Origin of the sequence: Ascidiaceihabitans donghaensis (assembly GCF_900302465.1) — a bacterium.
Taxonomy (GTDB): domain Bacteria; phylum Pseudomonadota; class Alphaproteobacteria; order Rhodobacterales; family Rhodobacteraceae; genus Ascidiaceihabitans; species Ascidiaceihabitans donghaensis.
Genome location: NZ_OMOR01000001.1, coordinates 2,619,122 through 2,635,724, shown reverse-complemented (window position 1 = coordinate 2,635,724; position 16,603 = coordinate 2,619,122). Strand labels below are relative to the sequence as shown.

Sequence of the window (16,603 nt, the reverse complement as noted above, 5' to 3'; positions counted from 1 at the left end):
CCGCTTCACCTTGCTTAATAAACCTCCCCCGGAGGGTCCCAAGCCAGAAAACACCTAGACATTGATCAAAAGATGCTCACGTTCCCAAGGAGAGATTTCTTGTAAGAACTCATCATACTCGGCTCGCTTCACGATGGAATACACGCGGGCAAATTCTGTGCCCAGAACCTCGTGTAAATCGGTCGCTTCATCAAAAACGTCCAAAGCTTCACCCAAAGTACGCGGAATGTCACCTTCGCCGTCATAGGCGTCGCCTTTGAATTGCTTGTCGGGGCGACGTTCTTCCATAAGGCCCAAATACCCACAGGCCAATGATGCAGCGATGCCCAGATACGGGTTGCAATCCATGCCAGCCAAGCGGTTTTCAACGCGACGCGCATTGGGGTCTGACAGCGGAATACGAATGCCGGTGGTGCGATTGTCACGGCCCCATTCAAGGTTGATGGGGGCCGCGTGATCTTTGACGTAGCGGCGATAGCTGTTCACGTAAGGCGCCATAACAGCCAGCGCGTTTGGCATATGGTTTTGCAGACCTGCAATGTAATGGAAAAACGCATCAGTTTCTCCGCCTTGCGGCCCGGAAAAGATGTTTTGCCCCGTTTCGATGTCCAGAATGGAATGATGGATGTGCATGGCTGAACCGGGTTCATCTTTGATCGGTTTCGCCATGAAGGTGGCAAAGCAATTGTGACGCAATGCGGCTTCGCGGATCAGACGTTTGAAATAAAACACCTCGTCGGCAAGCTTTACGGGGTCTCCATGCAGCAAATTGATTTCCAACTGCCCTGCGCCGCCTTCCTGTGTGATGCCGTCAATCTCAAAGCCCTGCGCTTCGGCAAAGTCATAGATGTCATCAATCACAGGACCAAATTCATCCACAGCCGTCATCGAATAGGCCTGACGCGCCGCGGCCGGACGGCCCGAACGCCCCATCATTGGTTCAATCTGTTTGGCGGGATCAATGTTGCGCGCAACCAGAAAGAACTCCATTTCAGGGGCGACAACAGGTTCCCACCCTTGGTCACGATAAAGCTGCACAACACGTTTCAATACATTGCGCGGACTAAACCCAACGGGGTTGCCTTTGCGGTCGTACGCGTCGTGGATGACCTGCAAAGTCCAGTCCCCGGTCCATGGGGCCGCGGTTGTTGTGGCCATGTCCGGCTTTAAGATCATGTCCTTTTCAGTGAACCCTTCTTCACCCGCAGCTTCACCCCAACCTCCTGTGATTGTTTGATAAAAGATGCTGTCTGGCAAATGAAAGTAATCTTGACGTGCGAATTTCTTTGCAGGAACTGCTTTGCCGCGCGCAATGCCGGGCAGGTCTGAAATGATGCATTCCACCTCGTCCAAAGTCCTGCCATTCAAATACTCTTTGGCAGGAGCGGGAAGTTTGGAAATCCAGTCGGAGGCCATCAGGCCCTCTCTTTCTTGAAAAATTCGGCCATGTATTGACCCATTGTGGCGTTGTTGTTGGCCGCGTCCAGTTGCGATGTGGCGTGGGCCAGTCGGTCTTCTTCGACGCCGTCGCCTTTCAGGCGGATCAGACCTTCGATGGCGGGGCTTTCAAATTCGGGATGGGGCTGGATTGTCCAGATTTGGTCGCCGTACACAAGCGATGCATGGGCGCAAAAATCGCTGCGACCAACGGTACGCGATCCGGGGGGCGGGGTCACAACCTGATCCTGATGCCACGCATTCAAAGCAAGCTTTTGCCCGTTGATGTCATATTCTACGCGTCCAACGGACCACCCGCCGTCAAATTTTTCGACGCCTCCGCCGAGGGCTTGGGCGATAATCTGGTGGCCAAAACAGACCCCGATCATGGGTTTGCCACTGGCGTGAATGGCGCGGATTAAATTTTCCAGCGGATCTATGAAGGGATGGCTTTCGTAAGCCCCGTGTTTAGATCCGGAAATAAGCCATCCGTCAGCGTCATCCGGGCCTGTCGGGAACTGCATATCTACAACGCTGAAAGTCTCGAATGTGAAGCCGTGACCCTGCAGAAGTGTGCTGTAAAGCGCTTCGTAGTCGCCCAGCTCTGGCTGCAATTCGGGAACGAAATGGCCCGCTTGCAAAATACCGATCTTCATAGAAACCTCTTTGTTTTTGGCAGTCTAGGCATGGATGGATGCCGCGGCAATGGGGTCAGACCCGTTCCAGCATAGCTTTCCACCGCTGATCAGCCGGAACATCCATCATCTTTTTCAACTCTTGGCGTTTGGTCATGATCAGATTGTCGATCAATTGCGGATGAAAGATGCGGGCCATGAAGGGGTCCGTTTCAAAGGCGTCGATGGCATCTGATAAATTGGTGGCAAGGCCCGGCAGATTTGCGTCATAGGCATTGCCGACAACCGGGGCCGGAGGCACCATCTGGTCGTCTATTCCAATCATAACACTACCCAACACGGCGCTTAGCAACAGATAGGGGTTGATGTCTCCGCCAGCGGTGCGGTGTTCAACACGCCGCGCTGCGTTTGGACCGCCCGGAATACGGACAGCGACGGTGCGGTTCTCATAGCCCCAAGCGGCAGCGGTGGGCGCATGGGCCCCCGCGACAAACCGGTCGTAAGAATTGGTGTGTGGTGCAAAGATCAACGAACTGCCGGGCATTGCGGCCAAACATCCGGCAACGGCCTGTCGCATGGTTTCGGTGCCGTCTGGGCCGCCATTGTCAAATACGTTGTTGCCGTCCTGATCCACAACCGACACATGCACATGCATGCCATTGCCAGCATCGCCGGGATATGGTTTCGCCATAAAGGTGGCAGCCATTGCGTGTTTGCGCGCCAATCCCCGCACCAAGGCTTTGAAGGCCCAGGCGTTGTCCGCCATCTCCATTGCTGGACCATGGCGCATGGTCACTTCGAACTGGCCGACGCCCGCTTCGGAAATGGCGGTTTCGGCAGGGATGCCCATCGCAAAGGCACCCGCATAAAGATCGTCAAAAAATGGCGCAAAAGCGTCCATCTGGGACATGGACAAGATGGCAGACCCATCCAGCGGACGCCCACTGCGCGGGTTAACGGGGGCTTGGGGATGCGCACCGCTGTCGTCGAGAAGGGTAAATTCCATTTCAGTGGCGGCGATGGGTGTCCAGCCGCGCGCTTTGAAACGGGTTAAAACACGGGCCAATGCGTGGCGCGGGTCGCCTTCAAAAGCAGCCCCTTCATCGGTGTACATCGACATTGGCACCAAAGCGGATTGCGCATCTAGCCAAGGCACGGGCATCGGTGCGCGGCCCGTGGGACGCAAAACGCCGTCTGCGTCGCCGGTTTCAAAGACCAATGGGCTGTCTTCGATGTCTTCCCCCCACAGGTCCAGATTTAACACGGACAAGGGCATACGAACCGCGCCGCTTTCCAGTTTCTCAGCGTAGGATCCAGGAACCACTTTGCCACGCATCTGTCCGTTCAAATCACATGCAGCGACCCGAAACGTTTGAAATTGTCCTAAGTCCATGGGCCTTCCAGTCCTAAATTCTCGGATTCACCGGATAAGATTTGGGCGCAAGCGTAGTTTTGGGCGTACGTTTGACGGCAAATGACGATTTAAACGGCGGTTGATCGCGCCAAAAATAGAAATCACGATCAACGTCAGAACAATGAAGTACATTGCCAGAATGGGATAGGGAATAAACGGGTTGAAGGTCTTGTCGGCAAAGTAGCTTGCATAGTAAAGGGCATCGCCGCGTTGCTGCCACGCCGGAAAACCACTGAAAAAGACCAATGTGGTGGCGTGAAACAGAAAGATGGCTTCGTTGGTATAAGCAGGCCACGCAAGACGCAGCATGGTGGGCCAGATCACGCGTTTGAAGCGTGACCAACCCGATAGCCCATAGGCATCTGCGGCTTCAACGTCACCTTTGGGGATGGACTGTAGTGCGCCGTAAAAAATCTCGCCCGAGTAGGCAGCCGTGTTGCAAAACAAGACGATCAAAGCCCCCAGCCATGCGGCCGTGAACGCATCAAAGAAGGGGGATACGGTCTTTAGCTGCAAAAACAGGAAGTACCCGAAAAAGAACTGGATGAACAAAGGTGATCCGCGAAACAAGAAGATGAACCATTCTGCGGGTTTGCGGAACCAGATATTGCCAGAGGCCTTGCCGACAGCCAAAGCCGTTGCAAAGACAAATCCCGCGATCAGGGCGACAATGCCGAAGTACACGTTCCAGATCATGCCGGACCCGATCAATGTAAACTGCTGGCACAGCGTAAAATCATCACGCGGCAGCAGGCGTTCTCCGTAGCCTACAGCACGCAGCCCGTAGGCCATAATGGTCTCGTAGCAGGTCATGCCGCTTTCCTTTGGGCTTCACCGCCAGATGTGGCTTGGCCTTTGGTCAACCGGGTCATGATCCGAGACAAAATAACTTCGGATACTTTGGTGAAGGCCAAATAAAACACCAGCAATGCAAGGAAATACCACATCCGCCAATCGCCGTGCGGATAATCCGTGAACCGCGCAGTTTTATTGCCACCCAGTTCGCGGGCCCAATAAACGATGTCTTCGATACCCAGCAGGAAAAGCAACGGGGTGGCTTTGATCAGGACCATCCACAGGTTTGACAAACCGGGCAGGGCATAGACCCACATCTGTGGCACCAAAATGCGCCAGAACGTTTGGCGTGGCGTCATGCCGTAGCTTTCGGCGGTTTCCAACTGCGCCTTGGGCACGGCGCGCATCGCACCGAACAGAACATTTGCGGCAAAAGCACCAAAAACAATCGCAAAGGTGAACACCGCGATCATAAAACCATAACTTTCATGAACCCATTGCGGCGCGTTCCCCAGCGGCATTTTGGCCGCTTGGCAAACAACAAAATCGCTGCCCTGACGGATGGGTTGATCCCAATCGGGGCATTTGATTTTGTGGCGGGCCCATTCGATCATTTGATCAAGAGCGATCACGAAAAACAAGAAAAACGCGATGTCAGGTACGCCGCGCACAACGGCGATATATCCGCGGCCCAACCACGACAGCGGAGTCAAGCGGCTGCGTGCGGCGGAGGCACCGGCAAAGCCGAATGCAAGGGCTGCAGGGGCTGTGATGGCAAGAAGCAACAGAACCGTCAGCACCGACCAATAAATCGACATATGTTTGCCGGTGGTCAGGTAACACGCCATCCATTGCCAATCAGGCAAGAGGCTTGGATCTGTGCAAAAGCTAAAAATGGGAATGCCTCGTGGTGCGGCGCGATTAAAGAACTAAGAGACGGCTGTAGAAAGGAAAGAGGGGGCTGAAATTCATCCAGCCCCCGCCGTTTGAGGTCTTAGAATTGACCGCCGATTTCCCATTTGGTCAACAGAGCATTCAAGGTGCCGTCTTCTTTCATGGAGCCGATGGCCGCATCGAATTTGGCGCGCAATTCGCCGTCGCTTTCACGCAGACCCATGCCGACGCCGCCGCCGATCATTTCTTCTTGGGCCAAAAGCATCATATCCGCTTTTTCGTCTGCGATCGGCGTCAGGAACGCTTTGTCGGCCAGAACAGCGTCTGCTTCACCGTTTTCAACGGCCGCGATTGTTTCTTCTGGCGTTGCAAATTCAACCAAAGTCGCACCGGACGCTGCGATGAAAGACGCCTGAATGGTGTTTGTTTGGGCCGCAATCACGCCACCTTTGATGTCTGCGTCTGCGGACATTGCCAAGTATGCGGAGGGGTCAGGCAATGTGTAGCCTTGTGTGAAATCAATCACTTCGTCACGCTCGGCTGTGATGGACATGCCCGCGATGATCGTGTCGTAGTTGCCAGACACGAGGTTCGGGATGATGCTGTCCCACTCGTTTGTGACCCATTCGCAGGTCAGTTCCGCGCGCTTGCACAGCTCGTCGCCCAATTCGCGCTCAAAGCCGTCAACTTCGCCTGCGTCATTGATGAAGTTGTAGGGGGGGTAGGCGCCCTCTGTGCCCATGCGCACGGTTTTGCCGTGGCCGTCTGCGAATGCCATGCCAGCTGTCAGTGCCAGCGCGGCGGTGCCCAAGATCAGTTTTTTCATACGTATTCTCCCGTTTTGGTTTTTTAGTTTACGTCAGTGCGCGGTGGATGAAAGAAAGCCGCGCAGGCGTTCGGATTTGGGTGCGCCAAACAGTGCCTTTGGCGCCCCTTGTTCTTCAATAAGACCTTGATGCAGAAAGACCACGTGGTCTGATACATCAGCGGCCAGTTTCATATCGTGTGTGACGATGATCATGGTGCGGCCTTCTGCGGCCAAGTCTTTGATCACTTTGATAACTTCTTGTTCCAGCTCAGGATCCAGCGCACTTGTCGGCTCATCAAACAGCAAAGCTTCGGGCTCCATGCAAAGTGCGCGTGCAATCGCCGCACGTTGTTGTTGCCCACCCGAAAGCTGTGCGGGAAACACGTCGCATTTGTCGCCAATGCCCACCTTGTCCAGATACGCTCGTGCGGACTTTTCCACTTCGGCCTTGTCACGTCCCAATACGGTCAGCGGCGCTTCCATGACATTTTGAAGAATTGTCATGTGCGACCAAAGATTAAACTGCTGAAAGACCATCGACAGGTTGGTGCGAATACGCAAAACTTGGCGGCTGTCTGCGGGGCGTCGCCCATGCCCCTGGCCCTTCCAGGACACGGGTTCGCCTTTGAAGACGATCTCGCCTTTCTGGCTGTCTTCCAAAAGGTTGCAGCATCGCAGCAGCGTTGATTTGCCGGACCCCGAGGAACCGATCAAAGACACCACGTCGCCACGTTTCGCTGTGATATCAACGCCTTTAAGCACCTCAAGGGCGCCGTATGCTTTGTGCAAGCCGGATATGTCTATGACGGGTGTGGTTGTGTCTGTCACGATGTGAGATGCATCTTTGCTGAGTCTGTCGATGAAATATAAGGCGGCAAATTGTGTTACTTTGCAACTTGAAAACGACGGTTTTTCAGCAATTTACCTTTCGCTTGCCGTCAGGGCAACTTTGGAATGTCCAACGCGAGGTACGCAGCCTTCGGGATATGAACCAACCCTTTGAGGTGCAAAAGACCCAAATCTTCGGGGGTCGTGGCTTTGATCCCGGCTTGAACAGCACGCGCGATCATATCAGCGTCCGCTGAACACGACGTGATATAGGGCAGGCCCGGCGTCGGGACGGTTTGGTCGATAACACGCAACTGCTTCACAAGCTGTGGATCCTGACGATGCAACATGCGCCATGTCAGCGCGTCCAGCGATGCGAAATCCGCATGTCCCTTTGCGACAGACTGAGCGGAAAGCGCATGGCCCCCTGTGGCAGGGCCGGTTTCGAAGGCAATTCCAGCCTGTTTGAAATGCGCCACAGGTGCTGCCCACCCCGATTGCGAAAGCCCTTCGTTATACGCCATGCTGCGATGTTCAAGATCGCAAAGCGCGTGCGCGGCATCGTTTTTGCGCACCACGATGACGCTGCGGTAAAACCCCGGCGGGCAGCCTTCAATCGCGTAATCCGGCGTGCCGACAAGCTGCACCTTCGCGTGCAAATGGGCGCGGTAGGGCAGGCCACAGGTTTGGGCCAACAGTAGATCCGGGCTTTGCCAGATGTCCCAAGCATCTCGGCCGCGCGTCAGATCATTGGGGGCGTCGCCCAGTGTTTCGCTGATGTTTCGCCACAAAGCGTCTGTCGCAGCGGTGGCATAGGGCATGTCATACATGCCCAAAAAAGCGATCAAACTGAAACCCTTTGCCGTGCCAGCGCACTGTCACGATCCGTGACACCCAAAAGGTTGGCAACAAGGCGCAAAAGCGCATCTTCTTCATCGGACCGGCTGCCATCTGCCAACGCGACTTGCCATAGTGCTTCGATCACAGACAGGCGTTCATCGTAGGCAACAGCGTCTTTGATTGCGCGGGTAAAGCGAACGGTGTCCGGGGCTTCGGTTTCAAGTTGTTCCGCATTTTCGCAAAGTGCTGCGACGGCCGCCGGATCAAGATCATAACGCATTTTGGCAATGGATTCGACGCGTGCGCGTTCGGCGGCATCATAGTGACCATCCGAACGGGCAACCCGGATCAACAGCGCAGTCAGCGCAAGTCGGGCATCGGTTTCAGGCAAAGGGGCGGGCTCGGGCTGTGTCAGCCTTTTTAAGAAATCTCCAAACATACGAACGGACATAGCCTTACTGTCCGGCCGCGCCAATGGTTAACCCAAAATATTGATGTTTCCAAACCGCAGGTTGTCCAGTGCCAACCCCTGCGGGTCATCGTTCATTATGATGACGCCTGCAATATCGACGACGCCATTGCTGCGTTCAAAACCAACGGCATACTCATGCAGCCGCTGGACACGCAAAGTTGTGATAACCGAACCATCACGGCGCAGAAACATCACGCGGGCGCGTCCGCCTTCACCGCCGCGAATATCAAAAGCCAACGCCGCTTGGTCTTTATCAAACAGGATGGAAATCGCCCCTTCGCCTTGACCGTCACGGGACGGAAACGCTGCGCGGCCATAGCCGTTTAGCACCTTGTTGCCGCTCATCATAACCAGTGACATCGTCTGGCCCGGCAGACCTGCCTGAGGGGTCAGCGGATTGTTCGCAGGCCCGCGAACTGTGTCGAAATCGCCTGTGTAGCCCAGCGTTTGCCCAACAAAACGCTCTGCCAGAACCACGCCGGGCAGAACCCATGGATCGTTTATCAGATGACCGGGACCCATCGTGGCGCTTTGATCTTCAAACGTGATGACACGGGGCAAGGCAAGCGTATTTGGATCGACCTGACAAACCGGTGTCTCACAGGCAAATGCGGGCGCGGCAAAAAGGGCAAAAGGCAGGGCAAAGCGTAACATGCCTGCCTTATACCACAGGTTGGCTTTAGCCCAAATAACCTTCGACGATGATCATATTGCCGTCTGAGACGTCGACGCGCATGGCCTTTGCCAATTGGTAGCCGTCACTTTCATAGCAGGCCACGGCGTCGGCATAGCTGGGAAATTCAATGACAACGGTGCGTGTGTTCCAGGTGCCTTCGCGTACCTCTTGTTGGCCGCCGCGTACCAGAAATTTGGCGCCGTATTCAGCGAGCGGTGCGGCGTTGGCGGCGCGATACTTGTCGTAAGCTTCGACATCGTGCACGACGTTATGCGCGATCCAATATCCTTTTGCAGTCATGAGGCAGACCTTTCTAAATCTTTGAGAATATCTTCGATATGCGTTTTGCTTCTTCGGCCGCGCCATAAGGAGGGTTTAGCACGAACATGCCGGACCCGGTCATGCCATGGCCGGGTTTTGCGGGGGCAAATCGCACCTCATGGCACAGCGCATCGGGATAGGTTTGACGTAGCAAATTGACCATGCCCTCCTGTGCGTTGTTGGCCAGAACCGGATACCAGATTGCGATGATGCCGACATTCCAAGCACGTGCATATTTGCGCAAGTCTTTGGGAATGCTGACGTAATCTGCTTTAATTTCATAACTTGGGTCAATCAGCATGACACCGCGCCTCGGGGTGGGTGGCAGCAGGCTATGCGCCATCGCAAACCCATCCGCCTTGTGGCAGGTGGCAGGGTAGGGCGACATGTTCAACTCCAGTGCCGCATGTTCTGCTGGATGCAATTCGCACAGATGAATGCTGTCTGTGGGACGCAACAGGCTGGACGCGATCAACGGCGATCCGGGATAGGCGTTTTCTCCGTAGGTCTCGGCGATTTGCAACAACGCATCCCCGTATGGATGATCCACAAATGCTTGGCGCAGCCGTTGAATACCGGCAGCCGCTTCGGCGGTCTTCAAAGCCTCCGCGTCGGTCAAATCGTACAATGCGCGCCCCGCATGTGTTTCAATGTAGCTTAACGGTTTGTCCTTGGCCGCTAGATACCGCAGCATCCAAGCCATCAGGCTGTGTTTATGGACATCCGCAAGATTTCCGGCGTGGTAGATATGTTGGTAACTGAGCATGTCGGCGATATGAGGCGAAGCAGCTGCCGTGCGCAATGGAAAACGCAGTGGCGGACTGGGTTTTTATGCGGTTAGGGGGCGGCCAAGCGCCCCAAAGTGTCTTCGCGCAAACTGGTGATGTATTTAGTCCCGTCCGCGGCCTCGATCACGCCCGTTGTAAATGCAAAGCCCCCATCCGGGTCGTGTAGGGTTTCCAGAACCTCACCGGTTTCGCTGATCCGTGCAACCAATCCATAGCGTGTGGCCTTGGGGCGCATTGCGGCGGGCAGGCGCATCACCAGTTTGCGCAAGAAGGGCTTGGGGGCCAAATCGTCTGCCTGTTGTGATCTGGGGCTGACGAACCCCATCCAGAATGTGCCGTCGGGGGCGCGGCTGATATTGTCAGGAAAGCTTGGGGTATTTTCCAAAACGGTTTCAACGGATGCCCCGTCAAGGGACACGCGTCGTACGGCATAGGCGCCGGTTTCGATCAACAGAAAATGTGTCCCTGCGGCGTTGATCGCCAGCCCGTTTGCAAATTGTAAGCCATCCAGGATCACACGGGTCTGGCCTGTTGCAGGGTCATAGCGCAGCACGCGGCCATGGCCGCCGTGTTCCATCAGATCCAGAAAAGATGCCGGAAAGGTGCCGCCGTTGGCCACAGCCCCGAATTTTGTGGAGGCATCGGTGAAATACACGGAGCCGTCAGGCGCAATATCCAAATCATCGGCGTAGTCGATAGGGGTGCCGTCGACGGTATTTGTCAGCACAGTTACAGTGCCTGCCGTATCCACTTGTACCAACCCTTTTGCGGCGTCTGCGATGTACAAAACCCCGTCATCTGTAGCCGAAATGCCCAAAGGCAACCCGCCCGTGTTTGCAAATTCGCTGACTGTGCCGTCTGTAGGATCATAGGCCAGAATTGCACCGGAATGGCTGGCCATATAAAGCCTGCCATCTACACCGATGGCCGCATCTTCGGGGCCAAATTCACCGTTCAGCGCAATGCGGTCTATGGCGTGTAGGGCTGTGTTGGGGGAAAACGCCCCTGTGTATCCTTGATTTTGCGGCGCTTCCCATGGCTGCGGATCAATAGGGACGGGCCAAAGCGTCAGATACAACGCCCCCGCCCCCAAAAGAACGGCACTTGTTTTTAAGATAGGTTTCAACATGTGATCAATCTCCGATCCAACGGCCAAGAAAGCGGCCCTTGACCATCCACGACAGCCCGAACGCCCATAGTGCAGCAGCTTCTACCCAGAAGGTGACATTGTACAGGTTCCACCACGTCGGTTTGAACACAAAACTAACGGCCAACGCCCCAATAGATGCAATCATCACAGCGCCCATGGCATAGTAAAGCGCGTTGCGGATGCGTTTTGTCTGGGTCAGACTGCCATCGCTGTTTTTTTGATGTGGATCTGCGGCGGTGAACACAAACAAGGCAAACCACGCGAGAAACACAAAGAGTATCGCAGCGCTTAGGTAATGCAAGCTGTCTGCGAACGAGAAAAGCGCAAAAGGCGTCACCACATCCGGCAGGGCGGTTGCGTCGCCCGCGCCTTGCGAAAAGGCCATGATGGGGCGGGCCAGAAATGTCGGATCGTCACAGCCATCACCGCTTGTGGGAAACAGGGCGACACCGATGGCCGCGATCCCGGCCAGACCGGACAACCGCTTTTCCGCGCCCTTTTCGTCTTCGCCCTGATAGACCAGCAAGTACCCCCCGATGAACACGAGTGTGCCGATAAAAATACTGCCCAGAAATGGCGAATAGTAGGTGTGGCTGATGGAATCTCGGAAGCAGGCAGGCGGAATGCCGGAAATAGGGCCAGTGAATGTTTGGTAGTGGGCACCAACAATCATCACAAAGGGCAGACACAAGGCCAAAAGGCCAACAACAAAGGCCAGCTTCTTTGAGCTGATTGCAGCATATCCGTTGTGATCGGGGGCTTGTTGGTAACGGTGGCTGCTTGTTTGAAAAAGGGACATGGGAAAACTCGTTTGTTAAATGCAAACAAGTTTACCCATTTTAGTCAGTTTGGCGAGTGTCGCGTTCTATCCGGCTGGCGATTGAACAACCGCGGGACGGTTTAGACCAACCGTGACACATCCTTGGCGGCCCGTACAAAGTCGCGGAACAAGGGGTGTGGATCGAAGGGCTTGGATTTCAATTCGGGGTGGAATTGTACGCCGATAAACCATGGGTGATCCGGCCATTCCACGATTTCAGGCAAAGAGCCATCCGGAGACATGCCCGAAAAACGAAGTCCGGCCTTTTCAAGCTGTTCGCGGTAGGCGATGTCGACTTCGTAACGGTGGCGGTGACGTTCGTCGATGGCGGTTTTTCCGTAAACTTCGGCCACTTTAGACCCGGCCATAAGCGTCGCATCATAGGCACCAAGGCGCATGGTGCCACCTTTGTCGTCGCCCAGTTTGCGGCTGACTTTGGCATTGCCCTGAACCCATTCCTTCAGGTGATAGACCACGGGTTCAAAGCGTTTTTTCCCTGATTCATGGTCAAATTCTTCTGAGCCCGCAGTCTTGATACCCGCCACATTTCGGGCAGCTTCAATAACGGCCATTTGCATGCCCAGACAGATGCCCAGATAGGGGACATTGCGTTCGCGGGCAAATTGCGCCGCTTTGATCTTGCCTTCGGTGCCGCGTTCGCCAAAGCCACCAGGGACAAGGATCGCTTGAAAACCTTCCAGCTTGGTGGCGACGTCGTCCGATTTGTCGAACACCTCGGCATCGACCCATTCGACGTTGACCTTTACGCGGTTGGCCATGCCACCATGGGTCAGCGCCTCTTTGATGGATTTGTAGGCGTCTTCCAACTGTGTGTACTTGCCCACAATCGCCACGTTCACTTCGCCTTCCGGATTGTTCACGCGGTCCGACACATCGCGCCACACGCTGAGGTCCGGTTTGGGCGCAGGCGAGATTTGGAAGGCATCCAGAACAGCCTGATCCAACCCTTGGGCATGGTACGCCAATGGCGCATCGTAAATCGACGGCAGATCATAGGCTGCCACCACGGATTCTTTGCGAACGTTGCAGAATAACGCGATTTTCTCGCGCTCCTTTTCGGGGATCGGGTGTTCCGAGCGGCACACAAGAATATCCGGTGCGATGCCAATGCTTTGCAATTCTTTGACAGAGTGCTGCGTCGGCTTTGTTTTCAATTCTCCGGATGCTGCAAGATAAGGCAGCAACGTCAGATGCATGAAGATACACTGCCCACGCGGTTTGTCGTGGGAAAACTGACGGATGGCTTCAAAGAAGGGCAGCCCTTCGATGTCGCCAACGGTGCCGCCGATTTCGCACAACATAAAGTCCACATCATCACCGCCAACATTCAGGAAGTCTTTGATTTGGTTGGTGACGTGGGGGACGACTTGGATGGTTTTTCCCAGATAATCGCCGCGCCGTTCCTTTTCGAGAACCGTGGAATAAATGCGCCCGGAACTGACGGAATCGGTGTTTTGTGCAGGCACACCAGTGAAGCGTTCGTAGTGGCCCAGATCAAGGTCGGTCTCAGCCCCATCGTCGGTCACAAAGACTTCGCCATGTTCAAACGGTGACATCGTGCCGGGATCAACGTTCAGGTAAGGATCAAGTTTGCGCAAACGTACCGAAAATCCACGGGCTTGCAGCAAAGCCCCCAAGGCGGCAGATGCCAGTCCTTTGCCCAATGAGGATACAACACCACCGGTGATGAAAATATATCGTGCCATATGCAGGGTCGCTCCCGTGTGCGTCAAACGTAAGATGTGGGCTGAATAGGCAGCCGCAATCCACTGCGAAATTCGCAGTATCACGGGATTTAAGCCTAACAGGATTCGGATGGGCGAGGCAAGGCAAACCGCAACATCGTGTTACAGGTTTTTGCCTGACCTCAAGGTATAGGTTTAGTCAGCGGATGGCACCAAAGGTGCGTTTTCGCCTTCTGAGGGTGGAAGCAGATCATCGACACCGGGAAGGGCGGGTGCTTCTGCACCGGCTTGTGAAGGTGTGACCCCCAAGCGGTCTACAACAGACGATCCAGACGCATTTTGCGCAGCAATGATCGTCAGGGTGACGGATGTGATAATAAATCCGACTGCCAAGATCCATGTGAACTTTGCCATCGGTGACGCAGGTGGGCGTCCCGACATATTGCCACCGCCGCCGCCGCCCATGCCAAGCCCGCCGCCTTCAGAGCGTTGAACCAGCACGATGCCGACCAACCCCAAGGATAGGATAAGATGGATGATAAGGACGACGTTTTCCATAAGGAACCTGACTTCGGTTAAGCGCTTCGCGGGGTATCTATGCAAGTTTGCGCGATGGGGCAAGTGGGCGATTGCCAAAGGGTGCTTCTTTTGTGTGGCTTGGGCTGGACAGCGTGCCCGCACCGCGCCATGGTCGCGGCATGCCACATGACCATTCTGACCACGATCACCCGCATGCATTGTTGCCCTCTGACCCCGCTTTGCGCGTTAAGGCACTGGAAACGATCTTGACTCAAAAGGGTCTGATTGATCCTGCGGCGCTGGATGAGATCATCGAAACCTACGAAACCAAGATCGGCCCGCGCAACGGTGCCGAAGTTGTGGCACGGGCTTGGACCGATCCCGCCTTTCGGGAAGCCTTGCTTGAAGATGCCACAAAAGTGGTTTCCGAATTGGGGTTTTACGGTCGGCAAGGTGAACACATGGTCGCTGTCGAGAACACCAAAGATGTGCATAATATGGTCGTTTGCACTTTGTGTTCTTGCTACCCGTGGCCGCTGCTGGGCATTCCGCCGGGGTGGTACAAATCAGACGCTTACCGCGCGCGCGCGGTGCGCGAACCGCGCAAGGTTCTGGCAGAATTCGGAGTTACCTTACCGGAAGACACATCCATACGTGTTTGGGATTCCACAGCCGAAGTCCGGTATCTGGTTGTTCCGATGCGTCCCACAAACACCGAAGATTTGACGCAATCAGAGCTTGTTGAGCTGATCAGTCGCGACAGCATGATCGGCACTGGATTGGCAGGCCAGCCATGACCCGTGTTCATGATATGGGGGGGCGCTTCGGGGATGGGGCCATTGTCCCAGAGACCGAGAACGCCCCAGTTTTCCACGAAGACTGGCATGCCCGTGCGTTGGCACTGACGCTGGCAGCGGGTGGATTGGGGCAATGGAATATCGACATCAGCAGACACGCCCGCGAATGTTTGCCACCCATAGATTATGCGCGGTTTTCCTACTATGAAAAGTGGATGGCCGGACTTGCAGGCTTGCTTGTCGATACAGGCGTCGTGACCCGGGCTGAACTCGCTGAAGGGATCGGCCAAGGCGAAAGCGTGCTGACTGACAAACGGCTGAAAGCGGAAAACGTGGCGGGTGTTCTTGCGTCTGGCGGGCCCGCCGACAGACCAAGCGACATTCCGGTGGCTTTCAAACCCGCGGACCAAGTGAGAACGCGCAAGATAACCGGCAACCGGCTTGTCGACGGCGGTCACACACGGTTGCCGCTGTATGCCGCTGGGGCAGTAGGGCGAATTGTGCGGATACATGGGACACATATCTTGCCTGACAGCAGCGCCCATCGCTTGGGCGACGGGGCAGAGTCGCTGTATGCCGTGGCCTTCGCCGCATCAGAGCTTTGGGCAAACCCCGAACACCCCAAAGATGAAGTGGTCTTGGATCTTTGGCAAAGCTATCTGGAGCCGGCATGACGCAACCGGAACCCGTATTTGAAACCCCATGGCATGCCCAGCTGTTTGCACTGACAGTGCATCTGAACGAAGCAGGGCATTTTGTCTGGGCCGATTGGGCAGACCGGTTCGGGGCCACGTTAAAACGGCATGGGGTGAACAAGAACCTGAACGGCGGGGATGACTATTTCAAAGCGTGGCTTGAAACGCTTGAAACATATCTCGACCAGACCGGGGCGGCAGCATCGGCTGAGGTGGAAACGACGCGGAACGCTTGGGCACAGGCCTATCAAACCACGGCCCACGGGGCGCCGGTCAAGTTACCCGCCGAGTCTTAGGGGACTAGGAACGGCCCCTTGTTCATCTCGCCAATAAAACCTCGGGGTTTGGGGCAGAGCCCCAATCGGGCAGTCATTCGCGCGAAAACAGACCCGCTTTAAACAAAAAACGTTGCCAAGCGCCCTTTTGTGGCCACAAGCGGCGCTTGCGCCGCGCCGTGCCCGCCAGCCTATTGAATTCATGTACGTCGATGATTTTTTCCGCGCACCCACAACCCTCGGCGTTCGCGACTTGGGTATAGTAAAATTTTGTGAAATCTTCAGGGCGTTTCGCAATTCTACTCATCGACGTCGTCCATATCAGCTTGACCAGACAGGGCGCGGCGCACATGGCTCCAACTCAGGCCGATTCCTAAAACCACGGACAGGGCAACCAGACCCAGCCAGGTGTTCAATCCCGGATTCTCCAGATTGAGCAGCCCAAAATCATAAAGCACCCATAAAATTGCACCAACCAGCGCCAGAACCAACCCCATGCCAAAAGCCCCGATCGATCGAAGTGTGGCGCGCAGGTATATGATGTAGCCGACCAACAAAAGCAGTCCGGCCAAGACGGCCACGGACAATTGGGCGCTGCCGTTCTCGGACACCCACGCAATATAGTTGTACGGGGTCGGGTTATATGTGGCAGCCAGCAACACAAAGGCGCAAACCCAACGCAAAAGAAAACCCATAAAACACTCCATTCGTCTGTCTGCTGAACCTGCCTGTT

At 55.3% G+C, this 16,603-nt stretch carries 20 protein-coding genes; 3 read left to right on the top strand and 17 right to left on the bottom strand.

Going from position 1 to position 16,603, the window contains the following annotated elements; genetic code table 11:
- Window positions 1–54 precede the first annotated feature (54 nt).
- The 16 genes from ASD8599_RS13125 to secG all read right to left on the bottom strand — a co-directional run bounded on the left by ASD8599_RS13125 (window position 55) and on the right by secG (window position 14,142).
- Entirely contained in the window at window positions 55–1,416 is a 1,362-nt protein-coding gene (locus tag ASD8599_RS13125; protein ID WP_108828951.1) for a glutamine synthetase family protein, read from the bottom strand.
- Entirely contained in the window at window positions 1,416–2,093 is a 678-nt protein-coding gene (locus ASD8599_RS13120; RefSeq protein WP_108828950.1) for a type 1 glutamine amidotransferase, read from the bottom strand. The genes ASD8599_RS13125 and ASD8599_RS13120 overlap by 1 nt, the downstream gene beginning before the upstream one ends.
- A gap of 55 nt (window positions 2,094–2,148) precedes the next feature.
- Entirely contained in the window at window positions 2,149–3,465 is a 1,317-nt protein-coding gene (locus ASD8599_RS13115; protein ID WP_108828949.1) for a glutamine synthetase family protein, read from the bottom strand.
- 27 nt (window positions 3,466–3,492) lie between these two features.
- Window positions 3,493–4,299 (bottom strand): ABC transporter permease, encoded by an 807-nt coding sequence (locus tag ASD8599_RS13110; RefSeq protein WP_108828948.1) that lies wholly within the window; start codon window positions 4,297–4,299, stop codon window positions 3,493–3,495.
- Window positions 4,296–5,177: an ABC transporter permease gene (locus ASD8599_RS13105; RefSeq protein ID WP_181364552.1), complete on the bottom strand. Its 882-nt coding sequence runs from the start codon at window positions 5,175–5,177 to the stop codon at window positions 4,296–4,298. Before ASD8599_RS13105 ends, ASD8599_RS13110 begins: the two co-directional genes overlap by 4 nt.
- Window positions 5,178–5,275: 98 nt before the next feature.
- Window positions 5,276–6,001 carry a transporter substrate-binding domain-containing protein gene (locus tag ASD8599_RS13100; protein ID WP_108828946.1) on the bottom strand — a complete coding sequence of 242 codons (726 nt, stop codon included), beginning with the start codon at window positions 5,999–6,001 and terminating at the stop codon, window positions 5,276–5,278.
- Window positions 6,002–6,034: 33 nt separating this feature from the next.
- Entirely contained in the window at window positions 6,035–6,811 is a 777-nt protein-coding gene (locus ASD8599_RS13095; RefSeq protein ID WP_108828945.1) for an ABC transporter ATP-binding protein, read from the bottom strand.
- Window positions 6,812–6,921: 110 nt separating this feature from the next.
- Window positions 6,922–7,659 (bottom strand): phosphate/phosphite/phosphonate ABC transporter substrate-binding protein, encoded by a 738-nt coding sequence (locus tag ASD8599_RS13090; RefSeq protein ID WP_108828944.1) that lies wholly within the window; start codon window positions 7,657–7,659, stop codon window positions 6,922–6,924.
- Entirely contained in the window at window positions 7,656–8,090 is a 435-nt protein-coding gene (locus tag ASD8599_RS13085) for a tellurite resistance TerB family protein (protein WP_108828943.1), read from the bottom strand. The genes ASD8599_RS13090 and ASD8599_RS13085 overlap by 4 nt, the downstream gene beginning before the upstream one ends.
- Before the next feature lie 39 nt (window positions 8,091–8,129).
- The gene (locus tag ASD8599_RS13080) at window positions 8,130–8,777 is read right to left on the bottom strand and encodes a hypothetical protein (protein WP_108828942.1); all 648 of its coding nucleotides are present in this window, start codon (window positions 8,775–8,777) and stop codon (window positions 8,130–8,132) included.
- A 25-nt stretch (window positions 8,778–8,802) separates the two neighbouring features.
- Window positions 8,803–9,099, bottom strand: coding sequence for a DUF1330 domain-containing protein (locus tag ASD8599_RS13075; RefSeq protein ID WP_108828941.1), 297 nt, complete (start codon window positions 9,097–9,099; stop codon window positions 8,803–8,805).
- A gap of 13 nt (window positions 9,100–9,112) precedes the next feature.
- Window positions 9,113–9,886, bottom strand: a complete 774-nt coding sequence (locus ASD8599_RS13070) for a 23S rRNA (adenine(2030)-N(6))-methyltransferase RlmJ (protein WP_108828940.1) — start codon at window positions 9,884–9,886, stop codon at window positions 9,113–9,115.
- Between the two features lie 71 nt (window positions 9,887–9,957).
- Window positions 9,958–11,037 (bottom strand): SMP-30/gluconolactonase/LRE family protein, encoded by a 1,080-nt coding sequence (locus tag ASD8599_RS13065; RefSeq protein ID WP_108828939.1) that lies wholly within the window; start codon window positions 11,035–11,037, stop codon window positions 9,958–9,960.
- A 4-nt stretch (window positions 11,038–11,041) separates the two neighbouring features.
- The gene (locus tag ASD8599_RS13060; RefSeq protein ID WP_108828938.1) at window positions 11,042–11,857 is read right to left on the bottom strand and encodes a hypothetical protein; all 816 of its coding nucleotides are present in this window, start codon (window positions 11,855–11,857) and stop codon (window positions 11,042–11,044) included.
- 101 nt (window positions 11,858–11,958) lie between these two features.
- The gene (locus ASD8599_RS13055) at window positions 11,959–13,605 is read right to left on the bottom strand and encodes a CTP synthase (RefSeq protein WP_108828937.1); all 1,647 of its coding nucleotides are present in this window, start codon (window positions 13,603–13,605) and stop codon (window positions 11,959–11,961) included.
- Window positions 13,606–13,779: 174 nt separating this feature from the next.
- Complete coding sequence (gene secG / locus ASD8599_RS13050) at window positions 13,780–14,142, bottom strand: preprotein translocase subunit SecG (protein ID WP_108828936.1); 363 nt, start codon at window positions 14,140–14,142, stop codon at window positions 13,780–13,782.
- A gap of 140 nt (window positions 14,143–14,282) precedes the next feature.
- Between secG and nthA the strand changes: the two genes are divergently transcribed.
- From nthA to ASD8599_RS13035, 3 genes are read left to right on the top strand one after another with little or no spacing between them, the layout of a single operon-like run.
- Complete coding sequence (gene nthA, locus ASD8599_RS13045) at window positions 14,283–14,900, top strand: nitrile hydratase subunit alpha (RefSeq protein ID WP_108830177.1); 618 nt, start codon at window positions 14,283–14,285, stop codon at window positions 14,898–14,900.
- A complete protein-coding gene (gene nthB, locus ASD8599_RS13040; RefSeq protein WP_108828935.1) occupies window positions 14,897–15,574 on the top strand; it encodes a nitrile hydratase subunit beta in 678 nt (225 codons plus the stop codon). The genes nthA and nthB overlap by 4 nt, the downstream gene beginning before the upstream one ends.
- Window positions 15,571–15,891, top strand: a complete 321-nt coding sequence (locus tag ASD8599_RS13035; protein ID WP_108828934.1) for a nitrile hydratase accessory protein — start codon at window positions 15,571–15,573, stop codon at window positions 15,889–15,891. The genes nthB and ASD8599_RS13035 overlap by 4 nt, the downstream gene beginning before the upstream one ends.
- A 278-nt stretch (window positions 15,892–16,169) precedes the next feature.
- On the opposite strand, the gene ASD8599_RS13025 is transcribed toward ASD8599_RS13035, so the two are convergent.
- Window positions 16,170–16,565, bottom strand: a complete 396-nt coding sequence (locus ASD8599_RS13025; RefSeq protein ID WP_108828932.1) for a DUF6524 family protein — start codon at window positions 16,563–16,565, stop codon at window positions 16,170–16,172.
- Window positions 16,566–16,603: the final 38 nt, after the last annotated feature.